This is a genomic window from Calothrix sp. UHCC 0171 (assembly GCF_034931845.1).
In the GTDB taxonomy this organism is placed as follows: domain Bacteria; phylum Cyanobacteriota; class Cyanobacteriia; order Cyanobacteriales; family Nostocaceae; genus Brunnivagina.
Genome location: NZ_JAYGHN010000015.1, coordinates 111,180 through 130,800, shown reverse-complemented (window position 1 = coordinate 130,800; position 19,621 = coordinate 111,180). Strand labels below are relative to the sequence as shown.

Sequence of the window (19,621 nt, the reverse complement as noted above, 5' to 3'; positions counted from 1 at the left end):
GTTTAGAGAAGCCTTTGTTTTTGTCTTCTTTTTTAGCTACTGAGTGTGCCTCCGTTGCGGGACTAATGTTAAGCTAAATTACCATCCCCAGCTACCAGGAACACCTTTAAATGGTCCGATAATATCACTAGTCACCCAACCCCCATAAAAGTTACCTGGTTGTGGCGTTACTTTCTCCCTATCTACATAACATGCATCCATTTTGTGGGCATAAAATGCAACATAATTTTTAATTGATGTAAATCTAGGTGTGGGTTCTGGATAAAACCAAGCGGCATTTTCAATTTCACGATCGCCTACGTATAAATTGTAATATTTGGCGTTTCCTTTCCATTCACAAAAACTCGACTGTGATGTTTGCGTCATCAGATATTCCATCTTAATATCACCTGGTGGAATGTAATAAACTGGAGGATGACTTGTTTCTAGAATTCTTTTGGCGTTGCGAGTATCAACAATAGTTTCGCAATTAAAAATAACTTGAATATGTTTCTTGCTGTCTTCTAAACGAGGAGGACGTGGGTAGTCCCATACCGATTCTTGTCCTGGTTTGGGTTCAATGCGTTGCGGTTTCATAATTTGGAGGCTTCCAAGAATAGCCTCAATTTTAGGATAAACTGTAATGTTTTTTATTTTTATTTCTTTTACAAACTTTCTAAGTATAGCAGATGTACTTTTTTATTTCTATATATTTGCTACACATAAAATATTTTTTACACTCAAACATTTGAAATTTATAGTATTATTCTTTTGTGTATTAAATACCTTAATATCTGGTGGAGTATTTGCTGAAGATTGAGAGAATTATACTACTTTGGTAGTCAGTATAAGACTAGTAATTGCACCAGTTTTTACTTTAATTTTTGCTAATCATTTATCAGTAATTGCACTGAGGCTAGTTGTCCCATAATCCTTCACAGTAAAAGGTATTACCGGCACTGTAATAGCTATATTTGGAACAATTGTGATTACATCAAGTCAATCTTAGCTAATAATAGAATTCCCGTACTTATACGGTCACTGTAATCAAATATATTGTTTCTTTATAGTTGTTTTTTACATACTGAGGCATATTATTTTTTTATCTGTTATGATGTTTTAGTTGGGAAAATTTTCCTAACTAAATAGGTTAATTTACTTATTTTGTTAATGCTCTACCAAAATTCAAATTGCATCTAGATTACTAGAAATACTTCTAGTGAGCTTCAATAGAAAGAATCAAAAGTTGAGGCGATCAAAAATTCCAGTCAACTAGGGTGTCCGTATTACTACCAATTAAAAAAACGCCTCATCAAACAACATCACCGTGCGTAGTTGAGCGATGAAAAGCTTGTTTGGTAATTGGACCAACACCCTATCTAAAAATATCATCTTGCTACTACTTTCAATGCTGCTACCGACTTTGGAAATATGCACTTCGGTACATGCGGCGGAAAGAGTTTATGCATCTTATTCGGCATTAGAGCGTTCGATTTCGGTTACTGCTCTGGAGGAATTCGTCAAAACAGGTGTTGTTGATGAAAGTTTAGCAATCTATACCCAGTATTTTAATTCCGGACAGATTCAGGAGTTACGAAAAACTCTGGACAGTCCAATTAAGGTAAATGCAGTCGCAGTGTCACAATTTCTTTACACTCCGCAGGGGGAATTTTTACTGCGAAGATTAGGAGAAGTGATTAAAACGAAGTCGCGTCAGGAGCAACCAGGTTTTCATGCATTACGCTCTGCTTTAATTTTAGCTGCTGCTAACCCTGGAGGCTTGACATTACTGAGTTTATTACGCGAGTACCCAAGTTCGAGTGTTCATATAGATTTGGCAAGAACTTTGGGAATTGCTGCGGAATTAGAGAAACTAGTACGTGAAACCGATAAAGCGATTGGAGCTGTATCGCAAAAAGCACAAATCGAAGCTGCAACCGCACAAGTCTCTTTGAATTTGGTGCAGTTACCTGATTTTCGACGTAAAGGCAAGTTTGTGATTCAGAAACAGTCTATCAAGCTTTTGGATGCGGTTCGCAATCGATTTTTATTGACTGATGTTTATACTCCGAATGCACAAGAAAAAGTGCCTGTAATTGTGATTTCCCACGGTTTAGGAACAGATAAGAGCAACTTTGAGTATTTAGCTTCACACTTGGCTTCCCATGGCTTTGCAGTAGTTGTTCCCAACCACCCTGGAAGCGATACAAAGCAGATGCGATCGCTGATGAAAGGTAGTGCCAATGAAGTTGCTGAACCAAGTGAGTTTTACAACCGTCCTCTCGATATTAAGTTTGTTTTAGATGAGTTGGAACAGCGTAATAAGTCGGGATTTCGTGGAAAGCTAAACTTAGAACAAGTTGGATTCTTTGGACAGTCGTTTGGAGCTTATACTGGGTTAGCACTTGCTGGCGCTCCTATTAATTTTGCAGGGTTGGAAAAAGACTGCAAACCGAAAGCTTTGCGAGATACATGGAATGTATCTTTGTTATTGCAATGTCGAGCTTTAGAGTTACGTACAAAGAACCCTCTCCAGGATTATAATTTGCGCGATGCTCGCATTAAGGCAATCATTGCTGTAAACCCAATCACTAGTAGTGTCTTTGGTGAAAGTGGGTTAAATAATATTCAAATTCCGGTAATGATTGTTGCTAGTAGCGATGATACAGTTGCACCTGCTTTATATGAGCAAATATTACCTTTTTCTTGGATTGAGAATCAACAAAAATATTTAGCTGTCTTACAAGGTGGAACTCACTTCTCAGCAATTGGTGACGGTAAAGGTAGCTCGGAACAAGTGGGATTACCTTCAGATATTGTTGGCGATGATCCAGCCCAAGCCCGACGTTATCTCAATTCTTTGAGTTTACCTTTCTTCCAATCATATATAGCGGGGATAACTAAATACACACCATATTTAAATGCTGCTTATGCTAAAGCTATTTCCAGTAAGCCATTAGGCTTAAGTTTAATTCAATCACTAACTTCGACGGAATTAGCCCAGGCATTTAATGGAGATTTCAAAAAGGAGGAACTATTTATAGAATCCAATAAATAAGTAGAAATCATTGATAACTCTGATGACATATTCTGACTCTTTTTAAATTATCAGGTGTTGACAAATTTTAGACACAAACTTGATTGAATCTTAACTATTTAGGCACAACATACATTATGTCTCTGTAATATATTCTCGAAGGAGATTAATCTTTGTTGTGCTTAAAATATAAATATAACTTATCAGTGTATAATTCAAACCGGAGACGGTTCTACTTTCAGCAAATACCTCAAATGTTATCAGAATTACAGGTATTAAATTATCTTAATGAATCTTTTGGTTGGTAAGCTGCGACGCATCTAATTTGTATATAAGACGCGGGCTTTCCGACCCCGGAGTTTTCCGTGAAGAACATCTCCCCAGAAACTCCTCTCCGCACTACAATTATTTTGGGTTTTTGACTTATATGATTTAGCTGCACATCAGCTTATTATAAATTAGTATTCTTCCCAAAATCATCAAATTACTTGTGCAAGGCTTCTTAAATCTCAACAAACAATTCGGTTGGACTTCTCACGACTGTGTAGCAAAAGTACGGAAAATTCTGCGTTTAAAAAAGGTAGGACATGCTGGTACATTAGACCCAGCAGCAACTGGGGTATTACCGATCGCCCTTGGTAAAGCAACACGACTATTACAATATCTTCCCAGTGACAAAGCTTATCATGCCACAATTCGTTTTGGTGTCAGAAGTACAACTGATGATTTACAAGGGGAAGTAGTTGTTTCACAACCCTATTCCAATTTGAGTTTGGAGGCAATAACGGCAGTGTTACCGCAATTCATTGGTAAAATCGCGCAAATTCCACCCAGTTACAGTGCAATTCAAGTTGATGGCAAACGACTTTACGATTTAGCCCGTCAAGGTGTTGCTGTTGCTGCACCAGTAAGGACAGTAGAAGTATTCAGCATCGATATATTAGACTGGCGAGCAGGGGAATTTCCCGAATTGGAACTTGCCATAGCTTGCGGTGCGGGAACATATATTCGAGCAATCGCCCGGGATATAGGAGAAGTTTTACAAACGGGGGGAACCCTAGCAGCACTACAACGTACATTTAGTAGTGGTTTTGATTTGACTAATAGCATCACAGTTGAAGAGTTGGAAACACAATTACAAACAGGAAATTTCCAAGCAATTAATCCCGATTTACCATTACAATATTTACCCAGCCTCAGTTTGTCGGCAGATAATGGCAAAAAATGGTGTCAAGGACAAAAAATAGCAGACGTGATACCGAAGGTCAGCGAAGCTATCGACATATCAAATTTATCTTCGCCATATTTGCGAATTTACAGTCAGGATGGTTATTTTTTAGGAATCAGTACATTCACAGATAATTTATTAACTCCAGCAATGGTGTTTGAACCTATTTCTTAATCCCAAAAAATTAATTTCTTTCCCAATTGTGAAAAGAGCCAAACTACAATAATTGATAAAAATAAAAAATCAAACAGACAAAATCTTTTTTCAGCTAATCGGGATATCGACAATAGTATCTTTTATCAGTAGCACATGTATCAAGACTGACCAGCAAATTGCCTAAAACAATACTCCTTAATAGATATGCTATTAAGGAGCTTCTAATTAGAGTACAAAGGACTCACCCTGATAAATTGTTAAAAATCATCTACAAGCTGACTGAGACGACTGATAACAGGGTCAACTTCTTGAGGAGGACTTGTAGGAGCAGACATATTATTAGTGGCTACTCCAGATACAGGTAACGATTGGTTTGGTAAAACTTGGATACTAACACCTTGTGTCACCATAATTGCCAACTGTGCAACTTGTTGACTTAGTTGCATCAATTGGCGTTCTACTGCATCCAAACGATTTGATTCTTTAGTGTAAAAGCGCTCCTCAAGATCAGCGACTTGACGATGTAGATCAGCAATTCTAGGTTCCCCACTACTGTTAGTAACTGTATTAACGGGAACAGAATTTACATTTGTTTTTGGTGTGGGACGTACCGATTCTGGTACGCACAAAGCTTGCCATAAGGCATCTTTGCAGAGGTCGCTGAACGATTGGTTGGGGTTTTTTTCCAAATGGCTTTCGATCAGCGCAAGTAAACTTTCGTCAGCGACCCCTGGATTGAACGTAATCGATTTAACTTCTTTTTTTGACCATTGGAACATCAGTTTTAAGCCTTAGCGGAGCGATTGGATAGCTGTGCTTCTCCATAAATATACTGCCCTAAAGCATTAGCTTGACGGGATGGAGCTGCTAAATGAGCGTTAATTTTTGCTTCTTTCAGCAGTCTTTGGATATCTTCCCAGAAAAACTCACCACCACCACCAGTCAAAATCACATCGGTGACACGTTCGGGTATCCATGCGAGGACACGATTGCAAATTTCTCGCGAGAACATCTCCGTGAGATTCGGTAAAAAATCGTCGAGGTTGGTTGGTTTGCTAGCACCACGAGGACGGTAGAAGCGATCGCCTTTGGGGCGGTTCACAGCCGAAATCAATGATAATGATTGGGCATCTGAGCCTTCGATTTCGGCAGCTACCAATTCATAAAACTTGTTCATCCCAAATTCTTCACTCTTGGAAGCACCACGTGCGAAACGAAAATTATCAACCATCAAGCAGTCAATTGTTTGATGTCCGATATCCACAATTGCTACGGAAACTTTGGTAAAATCTGGTGTTGTTGGTCCTTTTTTCGGTTGAGCTTCACACCACAGCAAGCTACCATAGCCTTCGGGCATAATCCATACTTTTGTGACATTCAAATTTACAGTCTCGCCACGGAAATTCATAACGTGCGGACCGCTAATTTGACTGATTAACTGATTTTTCTCGCGCTCGAATTGCTCTTGAGAGTGATAAGGCAAACTCACAACTACGGAAATCTCGTCTTGAAGTTTAAAGTAACCAGCGCAAGATAAAACCTTAGCCAGCGCATCTTCTACCTTCGATTGACCAACACCTAAATTTGCGCCAAAGTCAGCTGCTAACTGACCGATCGCATATCCACTTCCTTGAAACTCCATCCATAAATCCATCAATGGATCAGTTGCACGAACTTCAAAAACTCCACTACGGACTTCTTCCATTGTCATTTTTTTGACATTGGAGGGAATAAAGACAACATTATTCGGTTCGCGGCTAACACAAGTTTTTGTCGAAGTTCTACCCAAATCGACACTGAGAATATTTTTACCGATACCATTGCCCGGTTTAGGGACAGTATTCAAGGGATTTGCGTTCATTGGTGTTGATGCCGAAACGCGATTCATTGGTATTGAAGCAGCGTTCATTGGAGTCGCTGCACTGATTGGCGAAGAGTTGCTTGGTTGTTGGTCTGTCATGAAAGCTCCTAGTTGTTACTTAGCTTTAACAAATTATCACGCCCATCTTACAAAAATACGAGTACCAAAAAATGCAGGTACTAGAAATCTGTCAAGAATTCAAATGTAGCTAGAAATACGCTAAAAACTATCAAAGACTAGCGCAAAAAATTGTCTTTGTCTATTTCGTGCTTTATATTAACTGAATAAATTAGTCACAAAAATATTAGGGGTTAAAGCCTGTTGAAGTAGCTCTAATGTTTGTTGAGGGTGACTGCATCCATTCCGTTGCAATGACGTTTCATCTTCTTCTGCGCTTTTGTTTGCGCTGAAATACCCAAAAACCTGATCCCAATAGCAGACCTGCCAACACAATTTTGGATACGGGGGCAAGGTACTTGTCCACAAGTTCATATTGGCTACCTAACACGTATCCTGAGTATGTTAGCAAACCTACCCACAGGGCGCTACCCAAAGTTGTATAAAATAGGAATGGAATTAGGGGCATATTACTAATTCCGGCTGGAACTGATATTAAAGTTCGTATTCCTGGTACTAGTCTGCCGATGAATACTGCTGTAGCCCCTTGACGTGCGAACCACTGGCTGGCTTTGGTGATATCGTGACTGGATACAGTTATCCACTTGCCATATTTGTCAGCGAGTTGTCGCAAACGTTTTTCACCAAGCATTTTTCCTGGATAGTACCAAACTAGCCCCCCTAAAACTGAGCCAATCAATCCTGCCAAAAATACTCCGAATATATTCAAAGGTGCGACTTCAGGGGATAATTTACCCAAAGCTTTTACTGCTGCTACTGCTTTTTCGTTAGCAGTAAAGCCTGCTAAAGGCATAATTAATTCTGAAGGTATGGGTGGAAAGAGATTTTCCAGGAACATCATTAAACCTATACCCAGGTAGCCCAAGGAATAGATGATTTGAGTTACATTCGTTATGATCCAATCAGACATTCAGTTGATTCCCGGAACCTTATAATCTTTATCAATAATTATTTCCACCATTTTCCTTGAGAAAAGCGATCGCCTGACATGGAAATAAGGTAATTGTTCTCAATCTTGTTGTTATTTAATTTAACAAATCAAGACAATAATATTTAAGCACAAGTATAATAAACTACATTTAAAAATATATAATTCTGTTGTTGGGAGGGGAAGGAAACAGTAATTCCCAATTCCCCATTCGCAATTTCTAATCCTTTATACAATCGGGGTTAAGGATTGCATTCGCACTTCAGATTCCCAATCTAAGGGATTCCAAACACGCTCTTCAATTGCCATTTGTTCAATTAAACTTGCCAAACGCAGGGCTTTTAATGCTTGTTCTCCACCAACCGAAGGTTGATTTCCACCACGTACACAGTTAATAAAATGGTCTAGTTCTGCCCTTAGGGGTTCGATGTTGCTGGTATAAACCTTTTCAATCAAACCATCCTGTTTATACAACCCTTGGGAGTAATTATTGGCAGAATTTGCAGTGTGTCGGTGAATCAATATTTCGTTTTTGAGAAAATCTGCTTCTGTGAGTGAGTGCTTGGTATGAGCAGAAATACAACGAATTTTGCGATGTGTAATTTTACTAGCCGTTAATGTAGCGACAATCCCATTCGCAAAACCGAGTGTGGCTGTTACATAATCTAAATAAGCTGAATCGGGATTGCGAGTTCCGTTAGCAGTCAGCTTGGCAACGGGAGATGCAGCTAAATCGAGTAACAAATCAATATCATGAATCATTAAATCCAGAACCACCGAAACATCGTTAGCACGATGGGAGTAGGGACTCATCCGATGTGCTTCGAGTGCTACCACTTGTTCAGTTTTGAGAACTTTGCTCAATTCCTGGAAGACTGGATTAAAACGCTCGATATGACCTACCTGCAAGATACACTGAGACTCAGCCGCCGCATTGACGAGGGATTCAGCCTCAGAAATAGTAGCTGCAATGGGTTTTTCTATAAGGACGTGAACCCCAGCCAGTAAGCAACTAATCCCAACTGCGTAATGCATCCTGGTAGGAACTGCAATACAAACTGCATCTACAAGGTTTATGAGTTCGGTATAGTCTTCAAAAAAACGGGTTTTATACCTACTAGCTGTTTCCAATCCACGATCGATGTTGATATCTGCGACTCCAACCAGTTCAACATCTTTCATTGAACTAAACACACGAACGTGATGTTGCCCCATGTTACCCACTCCAACCACGCCGACGCGGACTGGACGTGGCTGGTTGCGTTGTGTATGTGGATTTGGTTCTGCCAATGACATGCTATCCTGCACTATTATTTTCTCCTCAACCACCAAATATTAGAGAGACGCTACGGTCGCTTGGATTTATACAAAATACCAAGAATAAACCGTGTAAAACCATCCAGATGGTAACATGGTGGTTATGTTTATGAAGAATTTCAAAGTTTACTGTGAGTTCCCGATATCTGCTTGCCTTTCCCCTTAACTATTCAACTTACGACTTTTTGTCTGCTTTATCCAAAATACATTGTTCCTTTTTATTAACTTTAAATTCTTGAGTTTTCATCAAAATTCCCATGTTTATAATCCTAAATCATGAGTATTTGCGACAATATTTTTGTGGCGATCGCGGAATTTAAAACTATTTTCTGATATGCATAGAATTACAGAAATTGTGAATTTAAATATTGGTATTCCTGTATACAGATTTTTTGGAAACCTTAACATGCAATTTTTAATTGCAGTCAGTGATGAAATTTAAGATCATGTTTTTAGATCATCTGCGGGATTATGTTCAGTTTAGTCAAGAGCTAAAAGCAAAGGACAAAGGGGATTGAGGATGAAAGCTGTAATTTTATTATCTGGAGGATTAGACTCTGCAACTGTTTTATATCAAGCGTCTGCCGATGGTTGTGATTGCTACGCGATGTCATTTGACTACCAGCAACGGCATAAACGCGAGTTAGACTCTGCATTTGCAATCGCCAAACAAGTAGGAGTTATCCAACATCAATTGGTAAATTTTGACTTAAGGCAGTGGGGAGGTTCAGCACTTACAGACGAAAAACTCGATTTACCTGTAGAGCGCTCCTTGACAGAGATGGCACAAAATATCCCCATTACCTATGTTCCCGCCCGTAACACCATATTTTTGAGTTTTGCCCTTGCCTATGCCGAAACCATCGGGGCAGAGAGGGTTTACATTGGCGTTAATGCCCTCGATTATTCAGGATACCCAGACTGTCGTCCTGACTATATGGAGGCAATGCAAGAAGTGTTTCGTCTGGGGACTAAGCAAGGACGTGAAGGCGAAGCTATTTCTATTGTTTCCCCCTTAATTAACTTGAAAAAAACCGAAATCATTCAATTAGGGAATCAACTGGGGGTACCTTGGAAATTAACTTGGTCTTGCTATGCAGGTGGAGAAAAAGCCTGTGGGGTTTGTGATTCCTGCCGTTTACGTCTTGCTGCTTTTAGAGAATTGGGATTAGAAGACCCAATTGATTATGAATCCCAGTAACTGAGTGTTGATCAATTTGGGCGATCGCCTTTACAAAAATTTACTACAAAGTTAACTATAAAATTAACTAAATTACATAACGTCCCCCTCCCGACTCAACCCTCTCCAAGTCTCCATCAACTCTTCGTAACTGAATTTGATGCAATCTTGGTCCTACAACTGACATAATTGTAAACTCGCAGTTTTGATAGACAAAAACCTCTCCTAATTGGGGTATTTTCTGCATTTGATACAGCAAAAATCCTCCGAGAGTTTGATATTCTCTGGTCAGAGGTAAATTGACATGCAAAGCTTCGTTCACTTCTTCAAGGTTGATTTGTGCCTGAACTAAAAAGGTTCTTTCATCTAAGGTTTGGATTAATAAGCCATTAGCTGCTTCGGGTTTGCTAACATTACCAATAATTTGAGCAATAACATCTTGGATTGTCACAAGTCCCGCAGTGCCACCAAATTCATCCACCACCATCACAATCGCAGGTTTTTCTTGTTGCATTGCTGGTAAGAGTTCGCGTAACAATGTATGTTCAGGCACAAACTTTACTGGGCGTATCCAGGGTTGAATTGGTGTTTCAGGGGTAATTTTCCCTAGTGCTAGAGGTTTTATCAGGTCTTTGAAATAAATTATCCCACTAATATCATCAATAGATTCACTGATTACTGGGTAAGATGAATAACCAGTAGTAGCCATGAGTTTGAATAGTGACTGTAAAGAGGCTTTTTTGGGTAGGGATACAATACTAGGGCGGGGAACCATAACTGCTTGCACAGTGGCTTCTCCAAATTCAAAAACTTTTTTTAGCAGTTCCCGCTCTTCTGCTAGCAGTCCAATTGATTCCCGTTCTGTAGAAATAATTAATTGTAATTCTTCAGATGTAACAGGGGGTCGCCAGTTTTTACTGTTATACTCAATACCAAACAATTTCAGCAAACAACGGGTTGATTGGTTGAGTACCCAAATAAAAGGTCTAAAAAACCTGACAATTGCTCGAATTAAAGGTCCTAAAAACCGAGCTAACTGTTCAGAGTAGAGCATAGCGATTGATTTGGGACAAAGTTCCCCTAAAACTATTTGCAAATAAGTAATCGCAAAAAATGTAATCGGGATTGATAGGGAATGAGCAATAAATTGGTTGTCGCTATTAACTAGAGGTAATGATTTCAGCCAAATATTAACTAAGGTAACGATAGAACTTTCCCCAATCCAGCCCAAAGCCAAACTCGAAAGAGTAATCCCTAACTGAGTTGTGGATAGAAGCCTATGTATACTACGTTGTAAGGCTTCAACCGCAATTGCACCAATATCACCAGTTTCTACTAATTGTTGAATCCGCGAACGACGTACCGTCACTAACGAAAATTCTGCCATGACGAAAAAGGCGTTAATTGCAATTAGCAACAACACCGACAACAACTTCAGCCCTACATCCGTCCAATTCACCTGACTGGTTAACACCCGTTGTCAAAGCTCATGAAAAATAATGATTGATTAATTGATGATTGGGTATTTGAGGAATAGAGCGAAGAAGTATTCTTTCTTATCCCCTTTCCCTGCTCCTTGCTGATTACTACCTAGCAACGGGAATATTTGACACTTCCAGTCGTAATTTCTGTGCCGGATAATCAGTTAAAGCCAAGGAAATTTTTTTCACGTCATCAAGCAATGGAGTCGGGATGCTGACAGTTCCCGAAAAAGTTTCACTTTTTCCTGGCAATTCTGCGGGTAAACCCTCTGTACTGGCACTCAAGGTTCTTCCCTTATCATCGGTAACGTCTAAAAAACTATACAAAAAACGTACAGATTCCGAACCTTTATTTTGCATTCTCACACGCAAAATTAAATCTCCACCGGAAAATTTGGCAGACTGTACCACAAAACTAACACCTTGATTTTCTGCATTTACAGGGAACCCAGCTTGGGGCTTTTCTTCTACCTCTTTCGGTTTTTCCTCTGGTTTCTGCTTATTGGCTTGAATATCTTCGTCTTCATCTTCTGACTTTTCTGATTTTGTGGCTTTGGTTTTGCCTTCAATCCGTGCCTTTACAAGTTTTAATATTTCTTCTTCTCTCAATAGTGCGACACCTGACTGAGAAGTGTTACCCGCCTTACCACTAGTGAATTTAGTAGTTGGGCGAGCGTCAGGCGTGGTGACACCCTTGAGAGCTTTACTGCCGATATCAAAACCCAAAATAGCGCTTACAGAGCCGGCTCCTAACATTAGGGTCAATAAAATCAATGTTAGTAGTACAGTAGAATTAAGTTTCATCGCTGACAATACTCAAGATTTCCGTTCATTGGGGCTATCTAAAAATTACCGAGGTTATAGGACTCGAACTTTAAGTAAGCTTAATCAATATTAGTTAATCAATATTAGTTTGCACTATTTCACAGGTAAATTATGTAATATGAAAATCTGATAGACTATATATTGCCATTGGCGAACTTGATTTTCTGTTTGAACAGTTCCTGGTGAGACAGTACACAAAATTGCGATCGCACGCTAAGATATAAAGTGTATTTTAAAGGTATCAAATTTTGACCAGGGTTGGCCGATCGGTTTAGGCAACGAACTCATAATTCGTCCCAGACAGGTTCAACTCCTGTACCCTGGATTTAGTTAAAAGTTAGCCAAAAATTTCTCAAAAGAAAGTGCTGAGTCAAAACTCCGGAATTTTCACCCAACACTTTTAAAACTTCACCACTATCTTGGTGGCATATTATCAAAGCGGAACTCAGTACCGCTTCTATATTGGCTTTGGTTGAGTCGGGGAGACATCATCAATGATGTATTATAGGGATTGGGTAAATCTGGAGTTCTCATATATGGATCATTCATTGCTTGTTGCATGATTACATCCCGATAAACCTTGTTTACCAGTTCCGCATCCCTTTCAATTTGATTTTCGGGGAAAGAATTACGGAACAAAGAACCAGGACCAAGAATTAAGTCCAAATCACGTCTAAAACCCTGATTGCGGTAATAATCGGGACTATTTTTGAAAAAAGCTCTTTCAATAACTTCACCAGCCGTTTCGTAATTAGGGGCATTGTCTTGTGCTGTCGCCACCGATGGCAAACTTGCAGCAGCCAGTACAAACAAACCAGCCATTGCTTTAAAATTTAAACCCATAATAATTACTCCTCTATTTTTTCTATTTGGCGATCGCATCTTCACTTATGCTTAAGAGAGAGAACTCAAGCGCGAGTTCAACCATTGGTGTAGCACAATTTTTTACCATCTGTAATGAGTTATCCTGCTGAAATTCTTCCACAGTCTGAAGCTTGGGCTGCGAATACTGAGATAAATACTTTACGCAACAAGTTGTTAGATTTACTTTGCCAAACAGCGTACAAGGAGGGAGATTTTCTCCTCTCCTCCGGGCAACCCAGCAAATACTATATCAACTGCAAACTCGTCACCCTTCATCCTCAAGGTGCATTGGCAACAGGACGTTTACTTTTAGCGATGTTGCCAGCAGATACCCAGGCGGTAGCAGGATTAACATTGGGCGCAGACCCAATTGTCAGTGCTGTAAGTGTTGTCTCGGCTTATGAAAACCGCCCAATTCCAGGATTGATTATTCGTAAAGAGGCAAAAGGGCACGGTACACAAGCATATATCGAAGGACCAATATTACCAGAGGGTGCCAAAGTCGTCGTGCTGGAGGATGTTGTCACCACTGGACAATCGGCGATGAAAGCTGTTGAGAAGTTACGGGATGCAGGTTATACCGTTGAGCAGGTAATTTCACTAGTAGACAGGAAACAAGGGGGGGCTGAGTTTTATCAATCGCAAGGTTTGAAGTTTGAAACAGTGTATGGGATTGAGGATATTCAGCAAAGATATGGGGAAAGGAAATAATTAAGGACACCCCAGTGAGTGTCCTCATTGAATCAGAACCCAGGGATTTTAGCTAAATCTAAAATTCCTAATTACTTACTACCATTGCCATTGCCATTACTAGTGAGGATGCGCTCAGTTAGCTTTTCTGGAACTTCTTGAAGATGGTCAAATTCCCAGTGAAACGAACCAACCCCTAAAGTTTGCGATCGCAATTCCACGATGAAATTCTGCATCTCCGCTTGGGGTAAATATGCAATTACACTATCCCAACCTTGCCAGTCGGGGATGCCTTCGTAACCCAAAATTTGACCACGCCTTCCACTCAGGATTTGCAGCACTCTGGATGTAAATTCATTTGGTGTGGATACTTGGATGCGAAGTATTGGTTCTAACAATGCGGGTTCACACTGCGGTAATCCGGTTTGCATTGCCAATCTTGCAGCTTGTTTAAATGCTTGTTCGGAACTATCGACGTTGTGGTACGAACCATTTGTCAAAGTTACCGCCACATCCACCACGGGAAAACCTAAAGGTCCATGGGCGAGAAATTCACGGACACCCATTTCCACGCCAGGAATATACTGCTTGGGCACAACTCCGCCCACGATGGTTTCTTTGAAGCTAAATCCCTCACCCCGTGCTAGGGGTTTAATTTCCAGGAATACATCTCCAAATTGCCCATGTCCACCACTTTGATGTTTGTAGCGTCCATGTACCGATGCCGTCGCCTTGCGAATCGTTTCTTTGTAAGGTACTTGGGGCAAGTGGGTGTTCATTGGTAGATTATATTTGCGGCGCAAACGATCTAGGGCAACCTGCAAATGAATTTCCCCTTGTCCCCAGAGGATGACTTCGTGGGTATCGCCGTGCTGTTCCCATGCCAGTGAGGGATCTTCTTCCATGAGTTTGGTGATGGCGCTACTCAACTTCACCTCATCGTTGCGTTTTTCGGGAGTAATCGCCAATGCATAGACGGGCTCCAGGGCTGGGGCTTTCGGTAATTGTGGCTTTGACGATGATTCGGAGGTGAGAATATCGCCAGTGATGATACCTTCCATGCGGCTGAGGGCAACAATTTCACCAGCCCCAACTTCATTAATCGAGTTTTGCTGTTGTCCGCAGAGACGATAAATACCACCCGCGCGCACACCGTTGAGGACTGCACCATCATTGAGTTTGCCACTCCAGAGGCGAACTAGTGAAAGCTTGCCACCTTGGGGAGTGTAGAAGGTTTTCAATACCTGGGCGATTGGAGTGTTGTGATTGGCTGGAATCCCCCGTCTCTCAGCTGTAGTTTCCGGTTCGGGAGCTTCTCGCCAAATTGCCTCCAATAAAGGTCTGATGCCGTAATCAAGTTCCGCAACACCAAAAAATACTGGTACAACTAAATCTGCGCCTAATTCCAGTTTTAAGTCTTTGAGAATTTCTTCTTGCGGCGGTTCAATATCTTCTAAAAGTTCTTCGAGTAAATGGTCGTCAAAATTAGCCAATGCTTCCAGCATTTCCGCCCGGGCAATGTGTTCTTCTTCTTGAAGGTGTTCGGGAAACGGGATGGGATCAGCAGGCGCGCCAGGATGGTATTGATAGGCTTGTTCACTAACTAAATCAATAAATCCGGTGAGTTCTTCCCCGCGTATGATGGGATACTGGTGCGCGACTAAAGGACGACTGGAGACGGCTTTGAGGGCATGTAGAGTATCTAAAACGTGGATATTTGCCCGATCCATCTTATTGACAAAAACTATATGGGGAATTTCCCAATCGTCGAGGAATTTAAATAAGGGTGCGAGTGTGAGAACTCGATCTGTAATGGGTTCACAAACAACAATCGCCGCATCTACACCCATGAGGGCATTATATGTTTCTTGGGCAAATTCGATGCTACCGGGACAATCGATAAAGGTGAAACGTACATCGTTATATTCAGTAGAAGCGGCACTCACCTCAACGCTCATTTTGCGTTCTCTAGATTCAGCAGCGCTATCTCCAACGGTATTCCCATCTTTAACGTTGCCTTTTCGTGTAATTGTCCCCGTGACAAACAATAAACTTTCCAGTAAAGTGGTTTTTCCACTTAAATAGGGACCGACAATCGCGACATTCCGTGAACCCGATTTGACTTTTTCGGTCATACAACCTCCTTTGCGGTCTGTGATTTCAAGCCGCACCAGTCTAAAGTTTATGAAGAGAAAAAACAGATAATTGAGAAATTTTCTGTCTTTAATTTGACTTTACTCGTCTTGGGTCAAATCAGCTGCAAATCATATTTTGTTGTAATATTTATTTCAAGAAATTTTAAGGACTGCGAAGAATAATAGCTAAACCTAAAGTTTTATAAAAATCAAGGTTCATGCGTACGACTTTTTCAGTCATTTATTACAAAACAGTTACGCAAAGATAATGGAAAAATTATGCGAGTAGATTTAAAAAAATACGACTTCAACAGGAAAGGCTTAAGGAGAAAGAGTAAAGTCAAAAAAATGATTTTATCTGGGATGAATTTTTATGCGCGTGCTTGGGCAAACTTTTCCAAAAATCGCTTATTCAAGCTCACAACTCTCATCTTCATAACCGCCACAATTCTTTCTTCCTCCTCACCTGCTTACTCTAATTTTCCTCCCCCTGCTGCTTCCCTGATTGCCCAAGAAGGATATGTGGGGAAAACTGCCGTAGACTTCCTCAATGAAGGTTTACAATTAATTCAAGCAGGAAAAGTCCCAGATGCGATCGCATCTTTTCAAAGAGCAACTGAGCTTGATTCTCGACTTGCTCCTGCACATTACAATTTGGGGTTAGCATTACGTCAAGCCGGACAATTACAACCGGCGGCAGATGCATTTTACCGCGCCACTCAATCTGATCCCAAATTTGCCCTTGCCTACGCGAATTTAGGAGGCGCATTGCTGGAAGGCGGAAATTGGCAACAAGCAGGAGATTATTTACAAAGAGCGATCGAGTTAGAGCCAAAACTCGGTATGGCACATTATAATATGGGCTTATTAAGACATCAGCAACGCGACTGGGATAAAGCTATATCCTCATTGAAAAAAGCAATAGAATACAGCAAAAATGCTCCCGAACCATCTTACTATTTAGGGTTATCTTATCTCCAACAAGGAAAACCAGATAAAGCCAAAGACGCATTTCGCAAAGCAGTGAAAATGAATCCCAATTATACCGAAGCACATTACAATCTCGGTGCAATTTTATATAGTCAAAAGAAATATAAAGAAGCCTTAGAATCATTTAGAAAATCAGCAGAAACTAATATCAATTACCCTAATGCCTACTATGGTGCAGGATTAACATTTATGCAATTGCGTCAATGTGTAGATGCGGTGCAAGTATTTCAATATGCTAGCAATTTATATAATTCTCAGGGTAATTCCCAGTGGGCAAGTATAACTCAACAGCAATTGCAGCAAGCACAATTTTGTAATGTGCCAGGACAAAGATAAATTGGGTATACGATTTTGAAGAAATTTCATGATTAAAACTACTCGACTTTCTTGGCATTTTGATTAATTCCATTTTGATGAAGGATTAAATTCGTGACTACACCTTGTTGACTTTTAACAAAAGTAACTTGAGCATCAACTTCCTTGATAAAAAACTTTATCTCCGACTCTGGAAAAAGTTGAACTTTGGGTTGTCCTGTGGCTTGGAGATATAATTTATCTTGTTCATTAAAAATAGCGATCGCAAAATTGATCATTAAAACCTACCTCCCGGCGCTGAATCATATCTGCTAATAATATGGATGTAAATACCTTACTAATAGAACCAATTTCAAAAATTGTCTTACCATCAACTTTCTTGTTATCTTTCTGGTCTAATTTACCATAACTAATAATTTTTTGATTTTGATAATTAATCAAACCAACAACAATTCCAACACTCTATTTCTCTTGTTCAATACGTTGTTGTAGAATTGCCTTAACTTCAGTTTCAGTAGGGATATTTGCCATCGCCAGGATTGGATTTATGATTGCGATCGCAGCAAATAAGATAGTCACAAATAATTGTGCAAACAACTTCATAATCTTTTACTTAAATTTTAAATTTTGCACTGAAAGATTATAAATAGTATCTCACCTAGACAAAAAGTTAAAAACAATTTTAGAGAATCAAATATGCTGTTAAATTAACTGTTATGCTACCATACACATTACCGTAGAATATATAATACTATGACGGAAGCACAACAGCTACCGCTATTCTTAAAAAAATACCCTGTATTTTCAGAATCTTTTACATCTAATGCAAATGTTATCTTGCATACCGGTGTAGCTGAAAATTTTTTGTATTCATTACCTTCTGAAATAGCAACACTGATTGTTACATCTCCACCATATAATATTGGTAAAGAATACGAAACTCGTCGTAGTATTGAACGTTATTTGGCAGAGCAAGATTCAATTATAGATGAATTGGTAAGAGTTTTAAATACGCAAGGAAGTCTTTGCTGGCAAGTGGGTAACTATGTGCAAAATGGTGAAGTGTTTCCACTTGATATTTACTATTACGATTTATTTAAAAAACGTGGTTTAAAATTACGTAATCGTATCATTTGGCATTTTGGACATGGATTACATGCATCAAGACGTTTTTCAGGACGTTATGAAACATTACTTTGGTTTACAAAAAGCGACACATATACCTTTAATTTAGATTCTGTCCGAGTACCATCAAAATATCCAGGAAAACGTCATTTTAAAGGTAAAAATAAAGGAATGCCATCAGGGAATCCTCTGGGTAAAAACCCTTCTGATATTTGGGAAATAGTAGCTCATGAATGGGAAAAAGAACTGTGGGATATTCCCAATGTAAAGTCAAACCATCCAGAAAAAACAATACACCCTTGTCAATTTCCCGTTGAACTTGTGGAACGATGTGTCCTTGCTTTTACTAATGAGGATGATTACATTCTCGATCCCTTTTGTGGTGTGGGTTCTTCATTAATTGCAGCCATTAATCATAATCGTCAAGCAATTGGAATTGATAAAGAACAACGTTATACAAATATAGCAAAAGAAAGATTAAAAGCTTTATATCGTGGTGAATTAAAATTACGTGCAATGGGTAAAGAAATTTATAAACCAACGGGACGTGAACGTGTTGCACAAGTGCCTGAAGAGTGGAGAAATCAAGATTTATTTGAGGGAATTACTGAGTCATGATTATTGCTGGAGAATACTCCTTTAGTGGAGGAAAAGAGTACATACAGCAGCAATATCCATATTTATTGGATGAGATATATGAAGTCATTAGGAATGTTGATGCAAGACAACATAGGACAAAAGAAAGTAAGGAAGTTAGACGTAACTATCAAATGTTATATAGTCCTTCATCCCTGAATACAGCATTCAAGACAGAATTTGGAACACGTGGTTGGATAAATCGACGTGTTTCTTGTGAATATCCAACAAAATTCTATACGCCTGGGTATCAAACAAACGTAAAAATGAATGGCTCTTTCCGAGATATGGATTTTGTGAAAGAAAAGCTTGGTGTTGAGGTTCAGTTTGGTAAGTATAGCGGTTCCCAACCTAGTGAAGTACATTTTAGCGGCTTATTCCTAGTTGGAAAGGTTTATGCGTACCTCAGTAGCCTAGGAAAGGCTATATTCGTTCATGGTGTACGATGTGTGTGCGAAAATGCCGATTTTCAAAAATTTAGGACATATTGATGCAGGAGTAGAAATAGTACCAGTGAAACAGCTGGTAAATGCAATGTCATCTGGTGTTTCGTTCTTCGAGCAATTTATTTGGGACTTAGAACAACGTGGGGTTTCAAATATAGATATACCTGTTCTTATTCTTGGTATAGATGACGAATATGGAGGGCAAATTATAGCAACAGCACAAGAAGCTATAGATTTACAATAAAGTAATAACCAGAACTTTATAAATCGCTTGGGGTTAGGTTTATTGA

Annotated in this window: 20 protein-coding genes and 1 tRNA gene; 9 read left to right on the top strand and 12 right to left on the bottom strand. The window is 39.6% G+C overall.

Annotation, left to right across the window (positions count from 1 at the left end; translation table 11 throughout):
• Nucleotides 1–78: 78 nt before the first annotated feature.
• Entirely contained in the window at nt 79–579 is a 501-nt protein-coding gene (locus VB733_RS13880) for a DUF427 domain-containing protein (protein ID WP_323340651.1), read from the bottom strand.
• Nucleotides 580–1,321: 742 nt separating this feature from the next.
• On the opposite strand from VB733_RS13880, the gene VB733_RS13875 reads away from it, so the two are divergent.
• The gene (locus tag VB733_RS13875) at nt 1,322–3,037 is read left to right on the top strand and encodes an alpha/beta hydrolase (RefSeq protein WP_323340644.1); all 1,716 of its coding nucleotides are present in this window, start codon (nt 1,322–1,324) and stop codon (nt 3,035–3,037) included.
• Between the two features lie 469 nt (nt 3,038–3,506).
• The gene (gene truB, locus VB733_RS13870) at nt 3,507–4,418 is read left to right on the top strand and encodes a tRNA pseudouridine(55) synthase TruB (RefSeq protein WP_323340643.1); all 912 of its coding nucleotides are present in this window, start codon (nt 3,507–3,509) and stop codon (nt 4,416–4,418) included.
• A gap of 239 nt (nt 4,419–4,657) precedes the next feature.
• Here truB and VB733_RS13865 read toward each other — a convergent pair whose 3' ends face one another.
• The 4 genes from VB733_RS13865 to VB733_RS13850 all read right to left on the bottom strand — a co-directional run bounded on the left by VB733_RS13865 (nt 4,658) and on the right by VB733_RS13850 (nt 8,635).
• On the bottom strand, nt 4,658–5,179 hold the full coding sequence (locus VB733_RS13865) for a plasmid segregation centromere-binding protein ParR (RefSeq protein ID WP_323340642.1): 522 nt from the start codon (nt 5,177–5,179) through the stop codon (nt 4,658–4,660).
• Between the two features lie 5 nt (nt 5,180–5,184).
• Nucleotides 5,185–6,360, bottom strand: a complete 1,176-nt coding sequence (locus tag VB733_RS13860; RefSeq protein WP_323340641.1) for a ParM/StbA family protein — start codon at nt 6,358–6,360, stop codon at nt 5,185–5,187.
• A 280-nt stretch (nt 6,361–6,640) separates the two neighbouring features.
• Nucleotides 6,641–7,309, bottom strand: a complete 669-nt coding sequence (locus tag VB733_RS13855; RefSeq protein ID WP_323340640.1) for a DedA family protein — start codon at nt 7,307–7,309, stop codon at nt 6,641–6,643.
• Nucleotides 7,310–7,555: 246 nt separating this feature from the next.
• Nucleotides 7,556–8,635, bottom strand: a complete 1,080-nt coding sequence (locus VB733_RS13850) for a Gfo/Idh/MocA family oxidoreductase (protein WP_323340639.1) — start codon at nt 8,633–8,635, stop codon at nt 7,556–7,558.
• A gap of 529 nt (nt 8,636–9,164) precedes the next feature.
• On the opposite strand from VB733_RS13850, the gene queC reads away from it, so the two are divergent.
• Nucleotides 9,165–9,845 (top strand): 7-cyano-7-deazaguanine synthase QueC, encoded by a 681-nt coding sequence (gene queC / locus VB733_RS13845; protein ID WP_323340638.1) that lies wholly within the window; start codon nt 9,165–9,167, stop codon nt 9,843–9,845.
• 67 nt (nt 9,846–9,912) lie between these two features.
• Here queC and VB733_RS13840 read toward each other — a convergent pair whose 3' ends face one another.
• Both VB733_RS13840 and VB733_RS13835 read right to left on the bottom strand, forming a co-directional pair.
• On the bottom strand, nt 9,913–11,298 hold the full coding sequence (locus VB733_RS13840) for a hemolysin family protein (protein WP_323340637.1): 1,386 nt from the start codon (nt 11,296–11,298) through the stop codon (nt 9,913–9,915).
• Between the two features lie 112 nt (nt 11,299–11,410).
• Nucleotides 11,411–12,109: a hypothetical protein gene (locus VB733_RS13835; protein ID WP_323340636.1), complete on the bottom strand. Its 699-nt coding sequence runs from the start codon at nt 12,107–12,109 to the stop codon at nt 11,411–11,413.
• A 273-nt stretch (nt 12,110–12,382) separates the two neighbouring features.
• Here VB733_RS13835 and VB733_RS13830 point away from each other — a divergent pair.
• Nucleotides 12,383–12,455, top strand: a tRNA-Ile gene (locus tag VB733_RS13830).
• An 89-nt stretch (nt 12,456–12,544) separates the two neighbouring features.
• On the opposite strand, the gene VB733_RS13825 is transcribed toward VB733_RS13830, so the two are convergent.
• Nucleotides 12,545–12,973, bottom strand: a complete 429-nt coding sequence (locus tag VB733_RS13825) for a hypothetical protein (RefSeq protein WP_323340635.1) — start codon at nt 12,971–12,973, stop codon at nt 12,545–12,547.
• Between the two features lie 114 nt (nt 12,974–13,087).
• On the opposite strand from VB733_RS13825, the gene pyrE reads away from it, so the two are divergent.
• The gene (gene pyrE / locus VB733_RS13820; protein WP_323340634.1) at nt 13,088–13,705 is read left to right on the top strand and encodes an orotate phosphoribosyltransferase; all 618 of its coding nucleotides are present in this window, start codon (nt 13,088–13,090) and stop codon (nt 13,703–13,705) included.
• Nucleotides 13,706–13,776: 71 nt separating this feature from the next.
• Here pyrE and VB733_RS13815 read toward each other — a convergent pair whose 3' ends face one another.
• On the bottom strand, nt 13,777–15,819 hold the full coding sequence (locus VB733_RS13815) for an elongation factor G (RefSeq protein ID WP_323340633.1): 2,043 nt from the start codon (nt 15,817–15,819) through the stop codon (nt 13,777–13,779).
• Between the two features lie 363 nt (nt 15,820–16,182).
• Here VB733_RS13815 and VB733_RS13810 point away from each other — a divergent pair, with 363 nt between their 5' ends.
• The gene (locus tag VB733_RS13810; RefSeq protein ID WP_323340650.1) at nt 16,183–17,145 is read left to right on the top strand and encodes a tetratricopeptide repeat protein; all 963 of its coding nucleotides are present in this window, start codon (nt 16,183–16,185) and stop codon (nt 17,143–17,145) included.
• 38 nt (nt 17,146–17,183) lie between these two features.
• Here VB733_RS13810 and VB733_RS13805 read toward each other — a convergent pair whose 3' ends face one another.
• The 3 genes from VB733_RS13805 to VB733_RS13795 are packed head-to-tail and all read right to left on the bottom strand — an operon-like array spanning nt 17,184 to nt 17,727.
• Nucleotides 17,184–17,402, bottom strand: coding sequence for a hypothetical protein (locus VB733_RS13805; RefSeq protein ID WP_323340632.1), 219 nt, complete (start codon nt 17,400–17,402; stop codon nt 17,184–17,186).
• Nucleotides 17,374–17,565 carry a serine hydrolase gene (locus VB733_RS13800; protein WP_323340631.1) on the bottom strand — a complete coding sequence of 64 codons (192 nt, stop codon included), beginning with the start codon at nt 17,563–17,565 and terminating at the stop codon, nt 17,374–17,376. Before VB733_RS13800 ends, VB733_RS13805 begins: the two co-directional genes overlap by 29 nt.
• 21 nt (nt 17,566–17,586) lie before the next feature.
• On the bottom strand, nt 17,587–17,727 hold the full coding sequence (locus VB733_RS13795) for a hypothetical protein (protein WP_323340630.1): 141 nt from the start codon (nt 17,725–17,727) through the stop codon (nt 17,587–17,589).
• A 150-nt stretch (nt 17,728–17,877) separates the two neighbouring features.
• Between VB733_RS13795 and VB733_RS13790 the strand changes: the two genes are divergently transcribed.
• The 3 genes from VB733_RS13790 to VB733_RS13780 are packed head-to-tail and all read left to right on the top strand — an operon-like array spanning nt 17,878 to nt 19,575.
• Nucleotides 17,878–18,867, top strand: coding sequence for a site-specific DNA-methyltransferase (locus VB733_RS13790; RefSeq protein ID WP_323340629.1), 990 nt, complete (start codon nt 17,878–17,880; stop codon nt 18,865–18,867).
• Complete coding sequence (locus VB733_RS13785; RefSeq protein WP_323340628.1) at nt 18,864–19,376, top strand: BglII/BstYI family type II restriction endonuclease; 513 nt, start codon at nt 18,864–18,866, stop codon at nt 19,374–19,376. The genes VB733_RS13790 and VB733_RS13785 overlap by 4 nt, the downstream gene beginning before the upstream one ends.
• A complete protein-coding gene (locus VB733_RS13780) occupies nt 19,345–19,575 on the top strand; it encodes a hypothetical protein (RefSeq protein ID WP_323340627.1) in 231 nt (76 codons plus the stop codon). The genes VB733_RS13785 and VB733_RS13780 overlap by 32 nt, the downstream gene beginning before the upstream one ends.
• Nucleotides 19,576–19,621 lie beyond the last annotated feature (46 nt).

Bases quoted from the DNA above. Each gene is read 5' to 3' on its own strand.
- VB733_RS13825 (WP_323340635.1), bottom strand. From the start codon at position 12,973: ATGGGTTTAAATTTTAAAGCAATGGCTGGTTTGTTTGTACTGGCTGCT.
- VB733_RS13875 (WP_323340644.1), top strand. From the start codon at position 1,322: ATGAAAAGCTTGTTTGGTAATTGGACCAACACCCTATCTAAAAATATC.
- queC (WP_323340638.1), top strand. From the start codon at position 9,165: ATGAAAGCTGTAATTTTATTATCTGGAGGATTAGACTCTGCAACTGTT.
- VB733_RS13865 (WP_323340642.1), bottom strand. From the start codon at position 5,179: ATGTTCCAATGGTCAAAAAAAGAAGTTAAATCGATTACGTTCAATCCA.
- pyrE (WP_323340634.1), top strand. From the start codon at position 13,088: ATGAGTTATCCTGCTGAAATTCTTCCACAGTCTGAAGCTTGGGCTGCG.
- VB733_RS13835 (WP_323340636.1), bottom strand. From the start codon at position 12,109: ATGAAACTTAATTCTACTGTACTACTAACATTGATTTTATTGACCCTA.
- VB733_RS13810 (WP_323340650.1), top strand. From the start codon at position 16,183: ATGAATTTTTATGCGCGTGCTTGGGCAAACTTTTCCAAAAATCGCTTA.
- VB733_RS13790 (WP_323340629.1), top strand. From the start codon at position 17,878: ATGACGGAAGCACAACAGCTACCGCTATTCTTAAAAAAATACCCTGTA.
- VB733_RS13785 (WP_323340628.1), top strand. From the start codon at position 18,864: ATGATTATTGCTGGAGAATACTCCTTTAGTGGAGGAAAAGAGTACATA.
- VB733_RS13795 (WP_323340630.1), bottom strand. From the start codon at position 17,727: ATGAAGTTGTTTGCACAATTATTTGTGACTATCTTATTTGCTGCGATC.
- VB733_RS13780 (WP_323340627.1), top strand. From the start codon at position 19,345: ATGCCGATTTTCAAAAATTTAGGACATATTGATGCAGGAGTAGAAATA.
- VB733_RS13805 (WP_323340632.1), bottom strand. From the start codon at position 17,402: ATGATCAATTTTGCGATCGCTATTTTTAATGAACAAGATAAATTATAT.
- VB733_RS13855 (WP_323340640.1), bottom strand. From the start codon at position 7,309: ATGTCTGATTGGATCATAACGAATGTAACTCAAATCATCTATTCCTTG.
- VB733_RS13860 (WP_323340641.1), bottom strand. From the start codon at position 6,360: ATGACAGACCAACAACCAAGCAACTCTTCGCCAATCAGTGCAGCGACT.
- VB733_RS13815 (WP_323340633.1), bottom strand. From the start codon at position 15,819: ATGACCGAAAAAGTCAAATCGGGTTCACGGAATGTCGCGATTGTCGGT.